Source organism: Solwaraspora sp. WMMA2065 (genome assembly GCF_030345075.1).
In the GTDB taxonomy this organism is placed as follows: Bacteria; Actinomycetota; Actinomycetes; order Mycobacteriales; family Micromonosporaceae; genus Micromonospora_E.
In genome coordinates this window covers 1,987,407-1,999,847 of sequence record NZ_CP128361.1, presented here as the reverse complement: position 1 = coordinate 1,999,847, position 12,441 = coordinate 1,987,407, and the positions used below count along the sequence as shown (strand labels likewise).

The window sequence follows — 12,441 nt, the reverse complement described above, 5'->3', positions numbered from 1 at the left end:
GGCTGGTCTCCTCGCCGGGGTGGATCGGTGGCTGCCCAGGTGGGCGGGGTCAGCAGGTGGGCAGCTGGTTCAGGTCGTCGCCGCCGGCCAGGTTCAGCCAGGCCCACGGGATGTAGTTCTTCCCGCTGTACTCCACCCGGATCCACCAGGTGCTGGCCTTACCGCCGTTGTAGATCCAGGCGTCGACGTGCCCGCCCTGGCGGCGGCACAGCGCGGTCAGTCGGGTGCCGTCGGGCACCCAGCCGACCTGGCGGCTGTTGTCCTGCTCCGGCACGGCGAAGATCTCGTTGCCGTTGCGACCGGGAACGTCGTCGTCGCAGTAGGTGCGTTGCCCGCCGTCCGGACCGTTGACGCAGGTCGCGATGCCGTACAGGTCCGCGGTCGCCCGGCTGTGGGTGGCGGTGCCGGTGCCGGCCGCGTTGCTGGCCCGGACGGTGAACCGGTAGGACCGTCCCGGGTAGAGTCCGCCGACCCGGATGCTGTTGCAGCTGCCGGTGACGGCCGCCGCGCCGTCGGCCGCCGCGCTGCAGCTGACGTTCCCGCCACCGGCGTCCACCGAGAAGCTCAGGGTGACCGCGTTGGTGCCGGCGGTGGCACCGGTGACGGTGACCTTCGGCGCGGCGACGGTACGGGCCGTCGTACTCACCGACGGGCCGGCACCGGCCTCGTTGACCGCATGCACCGAGACCGTCACATCGGCCCCGTCGCCCAGCCCGGTCAGGGTGACGACGGTGCCGTCGGCAACCTCGGTGCGCTGGTCGCCGGCGGTCACCACGTACCCGGTGACCGGACGCCCGTTGTCCGGTGCCGGCGACCAGCCGACCCGCAGGGCACCCCGCTGGTCGGCCACGGTGGTCGCCTCGACCGCCGCCGGCTCGCCGGGGGCCGTGTAGGGCACCACCGAGTTGCTCAACGGCGACGCTGTCGAGTTGGCTCCCTGGTCGCTGACCGCGACGACGGTGAACGCGTACTGCGTGCCGTAGTCGAGCGAGCCGGGCGGGAGGACCAGCTCGGTGCCGGAGACGTCGCCGACCGGGGCGGTGGCCTCGGCCGATACGGCGGTGACCGTGTAGCCGGCGATGACGTTGCCCTGGCCGTCGGCGGCCGGCCAGCTCACCGCGACCGAGCCGTCCGCGCGGGCCTGCGCGGTGACGTTCACCGGGGCGTCGGGCACCTCAGCGGTGGGAACGACCGGGTTGGACTCCCGCTCGGGCCCCGCGCCCTCGGCGTTGACCGCGTGGACCGAGAACCGGTACGTCTCGCCGTTGACCAGCCCGGTGACCTCGAACGACCGTTGGTTGGCCCCGACCTCGAAGCTGCGGCCGTCGCCGGTGACCACGTACCGCTGGATGCTCGCGCCGTTGTCGGCCGCCGGCTGCCAGCTCACCCGCACGGTGGTGTCGCCGGCTGCCGCGCTGACCGCGCGGGGCGCACCCGGCCGGCCGACCGTCGGCTTCGGCGGTGGTGGCGGTGGCGGTGGCTCCGGCGGTGGGTCACCGCCGAGGATGTCGTTGGCGTACTTGTCGACCTGCCGGACCTCGTGGGCGTCGGTGACGACCCGGGCGGTGGCCGCGTCGGGCGCGTTGATGAACAGGTGGTTCTCCCGGACCTCCAGGTCGAGCGGGCCGGCGGTCTCGGTGACGTCGATCGACGCAAGCAGCGCCCCCGCCCCGTCGAACGCGAGGATCTCCCGGCTGCGTTCGTCGGCGCAGTAGACCCGGCCCGCCCAGCTGACGGCGGGACGGAGCGCGGATCCGCTGCCCGGCACCGACAGCTGCCGGACCCCGTCGTCGTCGACCAGGACGATGCGTCGCCGTTCGGGCACGGTGACCGCGACCAGGCTGCCGGTCGTGCGGGCCGGCAGGACGCCCGGACCGTCCAGGTCGAGCGGCACCTCGTGGCGGTCCCCGCCGCGCAACAGGGTCAGCGCGCCGGCCGTCCGGTTGAGCACCGCGACGCCGTCGTCGAGCGCGGAGATGGCCAACTCGTTGCTGGGCGGGGCGACCGCCACGGTCCGGATCCGGGTCGGCCCGGCGGTTTCGTCGGTGGCGTCCGCATCCTGCCCGGCGGCGGCCGGCTGGGGGATCGACGAGTCGAAGACGGCCTCCGCCGAGCCCTCCGCCGAGCCCTGCGTCGGGTCGCTCGGCAGCGGCGCTGCGGTGATCGCCGAGACGGTGCCCTCGCTCGGCACTGCGATCCACAGCCGACCGGCGCCGTCGAAATGTCCACCGGCGATCCCCGGCGGGTAGCGCACCGGGTCGCCGACGGGCCGCAGTGACCTGGGGTCGATCTGGCGAACCACGCCCTGGACGGCGTCGATGACGAAGGCCGCGTCGCCCTGCATCGCCACGCTCACCCCGAACCCGGTCGTGCTCTGGACGGTCGCGCCGACCTGCAACGTGGCGAGATCGAGCGAGCTGACCTTGCCGGTGGCCAGTTCGCGCAGGATCAGGAACTGGTCCGTCTGCAGCACCTGAGTTTGGCGGCCCTGTGCGTCGGCGACCTCGACCCGGGTGTCGACCCGCCCGGTGAGCCCGTTGACCCTGGCCAGCTCGCTGCGGGCGGAGCTCCACAACCAGGAGCTCGCGTCGTAGCCGGCCGCCGCGTGGTCGGCCGCGCCGAGCCCGAGCACGGTGAGCCCCATGCCGACGACGAGCGCGGTGACCGTGCCGACGGTCACCAGCGTGCCGCGGCCGCGGCGTCGTCGGCCGTCAGGGCTGGGGCCCCGCCGTGTGCCGCCGCCGGCTGTGCCGCCGGCTGTGTTGCCGTCGCCCGTGGTGCCGTCGCCCGTGGTGACCACAGTAGGTCGCCTTCCGCCCGTCGGTCGTATGGTGTCCGTCGCCCGTATAGTCGGTCGTCGCCGGCCCGGGGCCGCTCCCGACGCTGGGCCGGAGGCCATCCTAAGGGGCCGTCACGCTGACCGGAAACCGCTCTGGCAGCCCCTGTGGACAACGTCGGACGGGATTACCGAAGAACTGCTCGGAAATTCATGTTTCCGCTGATCAACATGGAGTTTTTCGACTAGTCCGGGTCGGCTGTCCGACGGTCGGTGCAGACCTGGTCCGAGGGGACGTACTCGTCGGCGGAGTAGACGGCGAGCACCGCGAAACAGTAGTCGAGTTCGGGATTCAACCCGTTGACGGTGAATACGGTCTGGCCGGGATTGACCGTGGCAAGTGCGCCGAGTTGTTGTCCGCTGCGGCCACTTGCGACGATGAACGGCACCGTTCCCGCGGTCGGGTCGGACCAGGCCAGCGTCACGGCCGTGGTGTCGTCGGTCAGCCGCAGGGCGGTCGGCGGGTCACCGGCCGCGGTGCGGTCCGACCCCGGACGCCCCGGCCCGGTCGGTGTGGTGGTCCGCCCGTCGAGCAGGACGGTGACGCCCACGATGACCACGACAACGGCGGCGATGACCGCGGCGGCCGCGGCGCCGACCGCGACGACGACCGGTAGGGACCGCGACGGTGCCGCAACGCCTGCGGCCGGTCCAGTCACGGCGGTGGACGACGGCGGCGGCCGATCGGCGGCGGTCGCTACCTTCCGGTCGGAAACCGGTGGCGCCGGTGCCGGGGGTGTCGGATGGCTGGGCGGTACCGGCCGGGTCAGCAGGTCTGGCTCGCGCTGCGCAGCGGTGGGAGCCGAATCGACCGGGGCGACCGGTGAGCCGGTTAGGTACTCCCGGGCGGCCCGGACCTGCCAGTGGTCGTCGCCGAGCTGCGCCGGGCCGGCGGCGGCGACCCGGGAGAAGTTGCGGCGGGCCTCATGCCGGTTGCCCAGTTCTTCGGCGAGCGTCGCGAGCTCGTACGCGATGGCCAGCATGACCGGCTCCCGGTCACCCAACCGTAGTTCGCCTGCTGCCAGCGACTCCTCCAACAACCGCCGGGCGGCTGCCGGGGCGCCGGCCTCACGTCGGAGACGGGCCAGTAGGTGCGCAGTCCACAGAACCTCCGGTTCGTCCGCACCGAAGGCGTCACGGGCCGAGTCCAGCGCCCGCAGCAGGTATCCGCACGCGCCGGCGAGGTCGCCGCCGGCACGCATGGCGGCCGCGTTGTCGCGGACACCGACGAGGAGGGAAGGCTGGGCCACCTCGCCATGCTGCCGGGTGCCGCCGGTCCACCCTGCCCCGGGGTACCGAACGGCAACATCGGGAGTCTGGATCCAAGTCCACGGATCTACTGTCTGTCCGTCCGATGTGACCTGAGTCACCGGATTGTTTCGGCGGATCTGGCCATGTTGCCGGTTGCCGTCGGAAGCCGGGCAGTTGCCCTGGTTCTGCCCGCACCGGGTTGGCGTTATTGGTCGACAGAGTTCACACGGTCGTAACTGATCGCCGCTAAGTTTCTCCGAAGAGTGACATCGATTGATGCGGAATATTCGCTCTGAGCTGCCGCAACGGTGGATCCTCCGGCGGTCAGCATCGAATCCGGGACCACTGCTCACGAAGCGGGAGTCTGATGAGTACTGCAGTCGACATGCGTGACCTGGTGATCGCCTACACCCCCTGCGGCGAGGTCGAGTCGAGCCCACGCATCGCCAGCGCGGTCCGCCGGGGCGGCGGCACCGGCGTGCTCGACCTGGCCGGAACCCGGCCACAGGTCCTGCGCGCAGTGGAGCAGCTGGCCGCCTGGTCGGACGGACCCATCGCGGTCCGCGTCCCGGCGAGCTGTCCGGCCTCGGTGGACGACGTCGAACGGCTCGCCCCCGGCCAGATGGAGCTGGTGGTCGTCACTGGCGAGCTGCCGTGGGACCTGTCCGGACTGGTGACCCGTTACCGCGTACTCGCCGAGGTGACCAGCCTCGCCGCGGCCCGGACCGCGGCGGCGGCGGGTGTGCACGGGCTGATCGCCTGCGGCATGGAGTCCGGTGGTGAGGTCGGCGAGCTGAGCACCTTCGTCCTCGTCCAGCAACTCACCGCCGCCGACCTGGGCGTACCGGTCTGGGCGCTGGGTGGGATCGGGCCCTACACGGCGGCCGCCTGCGTGCTGGGCGGTGCCGCTGGCGTGGTGCTGGACAACCAGCTCGCCCTGATGCCCGAGTCGGACCTGCCGGCCGACGTACTGGCCGCGATCCGGCGGATGGACGGCTCGGAGAGCGTCCTGGTCGACGGCTACCGGGGGATCCCACGGGCTCCGCGCCGGCCGGGCGCGGCCGGTGTCCCCGCCCGCGCCGACCTGCTGCCGGTCGGCCAGGACGGCTGGCTGGCCGCCGAGTTCGCCGGCCGCTGGTCCGACACCGCGGCCGCGGTCCGTGGCATCCGCGAGGCGATCGTCGACGCGGCGACCGACGGCGCGGCGGCCGAGGTACTGCGCCCCGGCGGTCCGTTGGCCCGGGACCTCGGACTGCGGGTGCCGGTCGCGCAGGGCCCGATGACCCGGGTCAGCGACGAGGCCGGCTTCGCCGCCGCGGTCGCCGCCGACGGGGCGCTGCCGTTCATCGCGCTGGCACTGGCCACCGCCGAACGCACCGAGGAGATGCTCACCGACACCGCCGCCCGTATCGACGGACGGCCCTGGGGCGTCGGTGTGCTCGGCTTCGCGCCCGAGGAGATCCGTGCCGCCCAGCTCGACGTGATCCGGCGGATCCGCCCGGACTTCGCCATCATCGCCGGCGGCCGCCCACCACAGGCCAAGGAACTGGAACGGGAAGGGATCCGGACCTTCCTGCACGTGCCGTCACCGGGGCTGCTGCGCCAGTTCCTGCGCTCCGGTGCCCGCCGGTTCATCTTCGAAGGCGCCGAGTGCGGCGGCCACATCGGCCCCCGGGCCAGTTTTCCGCTGTGGGAGGCGCAGCTCGCCGTACTGGCCGAGCACCTGGCCGGCGCGACGCCGGAAGAGGCGGCCGAGATCCAGGTCTTCTTCGCCGGCGGCATCCACGACGACCGGTCGGCGGCCATGATCGCCGCGATGGTCGCCCCGCTGACCCGGCGAGGCGTGCGGGTAGGGGTGCTGATGGGCACCGCCTACCTGTTCACCGCCGAGGCCGTCGCGCACGGCGCGATCCAACCCACCTTCGCCCGGATGGCCCGGGAAGCGACCCGGACCGCGTTGCTGGAGACCGCACCCGGGCACGTGACCCGGTGCCTGCAGAGCGACTTCGTGGACGACTTCCATGCGCTGCGGGTCGAGCTCGAGTCCGCCGGCCTGGAGAACCGCCAGGTGTGGGAGCACCTCGAGCTGCTCAACGTGGGCCGGCTGCGGATCGCCAGCAAGGGCAAGCGACGCGACGGCGACGCGCTGGTGGACGTCGACGAGGCGGCCCAGCTCAGCGAGGGCATGTTCATGGCCGGTCAGGTCGCGGTGCTGCGGGAACAGGAGACCACCGTCGCGGCGCTGCACGGTACGGTCACCGACCAGGCGGTCGCCTTCCACACCGCCCGGTCCGAGCGGCTGCGGGCCGACTGGACCCCGGCCGAGCCGGCGGAGTCGGCGGAGCCGCTGGACATCGCCATCGTCGGCATGGCCTGCATGCTGCCGAAATCGCCGGACCTCGCCGCGTTCTGGCGTACCGTGCTGGACGGCGCCGATGCCGTCACCGAGGTGCCACCGCACCGGTGGAACCCGGACATCTACTACGCGCCCGAGGTCGGTCCCGGTCAGACCGGCCGGTACAGCGTCTCGAAGTGGGGCGGGTTCCTCGCCGAGGTGCCGTTCGACGCCATCGGGTACGGGATTCCACCGTCCGCCCTGGCCAGCATCGACCCCACCCAGCTGCTGGCCCTGGAGGTCTCCCAGCGGGCCCTCGTCGACGCCGGCTACACGCCGGGCCGCGACGGGGTGGACCACTCCCGCACCGGGGTGATCTTCGGAGCCGAGGCCGGCAGCGACATGGGGCACGCGCAGACGCTGCGGACCATGCTGCCGGCCTACCTGCCGGAGGTTCCCGGAGAGCTGGACGAGCAACTGCCGACCGTCACCGAGGACTCGTTCCCCGGCATCCTGGCCAACGTCATCGCCGGTCGGGTCGCCAACCGGCTCGACCTGGGCGGCCCCAACTACACCGTCGACGCGGCCTGCGCCTCGTCGCTGGCGGCCATGGACGCCGCCTGCAAGGAACTCGCCAGCGGCGGCAGCGACCTGATGATCTGCGGTGGCGCCGACCTGCACAACGGCATCAACGACTACCTCATGTTCACCTCGGCGCACGCGCTGTCTCCGACCGGGCGGTGCCGTTCGTTCGACAGCGCCGGTGACGGCATCGCGCTCGGCGAGGGCGTCGCCGCCGTCGTGCTCAAGCGACTGTCCGACGCGCAGCGCGACGGTGACCGCGTCTACGCGGTGATCAAAGGGCTCGGCGGGTCCAGCGACGGACGGGCCCTGGGCCTGACCGCGCCCCGGGCAGCCGGCCAGCGGCGGGCCCTGGACCGCGCGTACCGGCAGGCCGGGGTGTCGCCGGCGCAGGTCGGCCTGATCGAAGCACACGGCACCGGCACGGTGGTCGGCGACCGTACCGAGCTGGAGACGCTGACCACGGTGTTCAGCGAGGCGGGTGCCACGCCCGGCAGCTGCACTCTCGGGTCGGTCAAGTCGCAGATCGGGCACACCAAGTGCGTCGCCGGTCTGGCCGGTCTGATCAAGGCGACCCTCGCGCTGTACACCGGGGTCCGGCCACCGACCCTGCACGTGACCCGACCCAACCCGGCCTGGCACCCCGACCGGAGCCCGTTCGCCTTCGAGACCTCGGCACGGCCGTGGGCGGCACCGGCCAGCGAACGCGTCGCCGGGGTCAGCGCCTTCGGGTTCGGTGGCACCAACTTCCACGCGGTGCTCAGCGCCTACGCCGACGCACCCGAACCGCGACACGCCCGCGACGAGTGGCCGGCCGAGCTGTTCTGCTTCCGGGCCGGCGACCGGGCCGGCTCGCACCAGGCGATGCGGGCGCTGCTGGGCACCATCGACACCCGCGACGCGCTGGGCCGACGTTGGCGGTTGCGTGACCTCGCCGCGGCCCAGTCCCGCCAGGCTGAGAACCGGTCCGGCCCGGTGCAGGTCGCCATCGTCGCCAGCGACCTCGACGACCTGGCCGGACTGCTGCACCGGGCGATCGCCGGTGAGCACGATCCGGCGCGCGGGCTGTTCCAGCCGGCTGAGCCACCGGGCGCGGGCGGCAAGGTCGCCTTCCTCTTCCCGGGCCAGGGCAGCCAGCGCCCGGGCGCACTGGCCGACCTGTTCGTCAGCTTTCCCGAGCTGCGGCGGTTCCTGGACATCGGCCGCGACTACGTCGAACCGCTCTTCCCCCCGGCCGCGTTCGACCCCGAGTACGACCGGGGTCAACAGGACCGGGTCCGGGACACCCGGATCGCCCAGCCGGTGCTCGGCATCGGTGGGCTCGCCGTGCATCACCTGCTCGGTCGGCTGAACGTTCGGCCGGACCTGGCCGGCGGGCACAGCTACGGCGAACTGGTGGCGCTGTGCGTCGCCGGTGCCTTCGAGGACCGGACACTGCTCGAGCTGAGCCGCGAGCGCGCCGACGCCATCCTGGCGGCCGCCGGCGCCGATCCCGGCACGATGGCCGCGGTGGCGGCCACCGCCGAGCAGATCGGTGAGGTGCTGTCCGGCGCCGGGCTGGCCGGTGAGGTGGTGCTCGCCAACCACAACGGCCCGCAGCAGGTGGTGATCTCCGGCCCTACCCCGGCGGTGCGACGCGCGGTGTCCGTACTCAAGGAGAAGGGTCTGTCCGCCCGGCCGATCGCGGTGGCCTGTGCCTTCCACAGCCCGGTGGTCGCCGACGGGGTCACCGCCTTCAGATCCACCCTCGACGGGCATCCGGTGGCCGCACCCACCGTTCCCGTCTGGTCGAACAGGACCGCCCAGCCCTACCCGGGTGGTGCGGACCAGATCCGCGACGAACTCGCCGCGCAGATCGGTGCCCCGGTGCGGTTCGTCGACCAGATCGAAGCGATGTACGCCGCCGGGGCCCGCGTCTTCGTCGAAGCCGGCCCTGGCCAGGTACTCACCCGCCTGGTCGACGCCGTCCTGGGTGAGCGCCCGCACGTGGCGGTCGCCTGCGACGGTCGGCGGGCGGACGGACTGCGTGGTTTTCTCTGCGCCGTCGCCGAACTGGCCTGCGCCGGGGTTCCGGTGCAGACCGACTGGCTCTACCGCGGCCGGCGAGTCGCCGAGATCGCACCCGCTCCGCCGTCTCCCCGTCCGGTCTGGACGGTCGACGGTCAGCTGGTTCGCGACCAGCATGGCCGGCCGCTGCCCGGCGGCATGACGCCTCCCCGACAAATCAAGGAGCTGTCGATGAGTGCATCCACCGAGGCCGGAAACGGTCGTGGTCTCGGCAACGTGTCCGGAAACGATCCCGGCAACGACGTGGCGCATGTGTCCGGTAACGGCAACGGGGTCGCGCATGTGTCCGGCAACGGCAACGGACATGGCAACGGCAACGGGATCAGCCCTCTTACGTCTGCCGGTGCCCGGCACGTGCCCACAGCAGGCTACCGGGACGGGCGCGACGAACTGATCAGCGAATTCCTACGGACGAGCCGGGAACTGATCGCCTCTCAGCGGGACGTGATGCTGGCGTACTTCGGGGAGCGGCCGCCAGCCGGCAACGGGTGGGCCGAGGCCGCGGCGTACCCGTCGATGATGGCCCAGCCGGCGATCGCCGCGCCGAGTAGCTACCCCGAGGTGGTCGTGCCGACCAGCACGCCCCCGGCGACCGACGTTGCGGCCATCCCGGCGTCGCCTGCCGAGACGACGGCTCCTGCGGCACCCGCCCTACAGGCTGCTCCGGCGGCACCCGCTGTCCAGTCCACCCCGGTGGTGCGCGAGTACGCGCCAGCGGAGCCGGCGGTCCGCGAAGCCGTCACCGCGCCGGTGACGGCCCCGACGGAGCCTGCGCCGAAGGCGAAGGTGACCGCGACGGTCGCGGTGCGGCCGGCGGCGTCGGTGGGGGTGGCGCAGTTCCAGGAGGCGATCCTGGAGGTGTTGAGTGAGCGGACCGGGTATCCGGTGGATCTGATCGAGTTGGATCTGGATCTTGAGGCGGATCTGAGTATCGATTCGATCAAGCGGGCTGAGGTTGCTGGTGAGGTGGCGACCCGGTTGCGGTTGTCGGTGGATGGTGACGAGTCGGAGTTGGAGGAGTTGGTTCGGGCGCGGACGGTGCGCACGATGGTGGCGTGGTTGGCCGAGAAGATGGCGGCCGTACCCGCGACTGCCGAACCGGCCGCGTCGGTGACCGCACCGAGCCCGGTGCCTGCCGTCACGGCGACCGCGGCGTCCGCGCCTGCTGCTGCGACGTTTGCTGTGCCCGCGTCGTCCCCGGCTGCCGGATCGGTGGGGGTGGCGCAGTTCCAGGAGGCGATCCTGGAGGTGTTGAGTGAGCGGACCGGGTATCCGGTGGATCTGATCGAGTTGGATCTGGATCTTGAGGCGGATCTGAGTATCGATTCGATTAAGCGGGCTGAGGTTGCTGGTGAGGTGGCGACCCGGTTGCGGTTGTCGGTGGATGGTGACGAGTCGGAGTTGGAGGAGCTGGTTCGGGCGCGGACGGTGCGCACGATGGTGGCGTGGTTGGCCGAGAAGATGGCGGCCGTACCCGCGACTGCCGAACCGGCCGCGTCGGTGACCGCACCGAGCCCGGTGCCTGCCGTCACGGCGTCTGCGGCGTCCGCGTCGGTGTCTGCGGCGTCGGTGTCGTCTCCGGCTGCCGGATCGGTGGGGGTGGCGCAGTTCCAGGAGGCGATCCTGGAGGTGTTGAGTGAGCGGACCGGGTATCCGGTGGATCTGATCGAGTTGGATCTGGATCTTGAGGCGGATCTGAGTATCGATTCGATCAAGCGGGCTGAGGTTGCTGGTGAGGTGGCGACCCGGTTGCGGTTGTCGGTGGATGGTGACGAGTCGGAGTTGGAGGAGCTGGTTCGGGCGCGGACGGTGCGCACGATGGTGGCGTGGTTGGCCGAGAAGATGGCGGCTGATCAGACACCCGAGGCGGCGCCCGCGGCTCCTGCGGCGCAGCGGGCTGGGTCCGGCCCGGACAACGGTACGGCCCCACGTCGACTCGTCGCCCGGCCGGTTCCCGCCACCGGCGCGGTCGTCGCGCCGGAGGCGCTCGCCGGTGCCCGGTTCCTGATCACCGGCGGGTCGCCCGCCCTGGCACCGCTGGCCGAGCAGCTCGCCCAGCACGGCGCGGCAGGCGCCACCGGCTCGATCCACTCCGGTGAGTCGGACCAGACGGCCGGCTACGACGGCGTGATCATCCTGGACGGGCTGAGTGACAGCGGCGGACCGCTGCTGCCCGGCATCTTCCCGTTCATCAAGCAGGCCCTTGCGGCGGGTGTGCGGTGGCTGATCGCCGCCGGCACCGCCGGTGCGCGTACCGACGGATTCGCCGGCCTGTTCCGGACCATCCAACGCGAGTACCCGCAGGTCTCGGTGACCTATCTGGAGGTACCGGCAGGCGCCGACCACAATCAGCTTGCCACCGGCCTGGTCACCGAACTGCTCAGTGGCGGACAGACCCCGATCGTCACCTGGTCGGCGACCGGCCGGCAGACCGTCGACTTGGCCGCGGTCGATCTCGGCCCGCTCGCTGCGGGCGGTGCCGGACCGGCCGGTGACGGCGTCGCGGAGACCCAGGCGATCGGTCTGGACCAGGACTCGGTCGTGGTGCTCGTCGGTGGTGCCCGGGGCATCACCCCATGGTTCGCCCGTACCCTGGCCGCCGCCAGCCGATGCCGCATCGAGCTGGTCGGCCGTACCCCACTGTCGCAGGAGGCGGAGTCCCCGGCGCTGGCCGCCGCGGTGGACAAGCCGGCGTTGCGGGCCGCCCTGGTCGCCCAGGGGATGCGCGCACCGGCGGAGATCGACCGTACGGCCACCGCGATCCTGGCCGCACGCGAGGTTCGCGCGACCCTGGAGGAGCTGCGGGAACTCGGCAGCCAGGTGCGCTACCACAGCCTCGACGTCACCGACGCCGACGCCACCCGGCAACTGCTCAAGGAGATCCACGGCGAGCACGGCCGGATCGACGGTCTGGTCTACGCGGCCGGCCGGATCGAGGACAAGCTGATCGCGGAGAAGGATCCGGCGTCTTTCGACCGGGTGTTCCAGACAAAGGTGCAGGGTGCGGTGACGGTGCTCGACGCGCTGCGCGACGGCGCCGATCCACGCTTCGTGGTGCTGTTCGGCAGCATCGCGGCCGCGTACGGCAACCGGGGTCAGAGCGACTACGCCGCCGCCAACGACGCGCTCGACCGGATCGGTGGCCGCTGGGCGGCCGGCACCGGGGTGCGCTGCGTGACCGTGCACTGGGGGCCGTGGGCGCCAGGCTCGGTGCACGGCGGGATGGTCAGCGCGGAACTGAGCCGGGAGTACGCCCGCCGGGGCATCGACCTGATCGATCCCGAGGAGGGCGCGCTGAGCCTGCTACGCGAGCTGGCCTGGGGCGACCCGGCGGTCACCTCGGTGGTCTACACCGCCTCGGGATGGTGAA

Annotated in this window: 3 protein-coding genes; 1 reads left to right on the top strand and 2 read right to left on the bottom strand. The window is 72.3% G+C overall.

All coding sequences use genetic code 11. The features are described from left to right. Positions 1–49: 49 nt before the first annotated feature. Together O7610_RS09040 and O7610_RS09035 are read right to left on the bottom strand one after the other, a co-directional pair. Positions 50–2,680, bottom strand: coding sequence for a fibronectin type III domain-containing protein (locus O7610_RS09040; protein ID WP_289213050.1), 2,631 nt, complete (start codon positions 2,678–2,680; stop codon positions 50–52). 341 nt (positions 2,681–3,021) lie between these two features. After that, positions 3,022–4,086, bottom strand: coding sequence for a fibronectin type III domain-containing protein (locus O7610_RS09035; protein WP_502959083.1), 1,065 nt, complete (start codon positions 4,084–4,086; stop codon positions 3,022–3,024). A gap of 368 nt (positions 4,087–4,454) precedes the next feature. Between O7610_RS09035 and O7610_RS09030 the strand changes: the two genes are divergently transcribed. Continuing rightward, positions 4,455–12,440: a type I polyketide synthase gene (locus O7610_RS09030; RefSeq protein ID WP_289213049.1), complete on the top strand. Its 7,986-nt coding sequence runs from the start codon at positions 4,455–4,457 to the stop codon at positions 12,438–12,440. The last annotated feature ends 1 nt before the right edge of the window (position 12,441 follow it).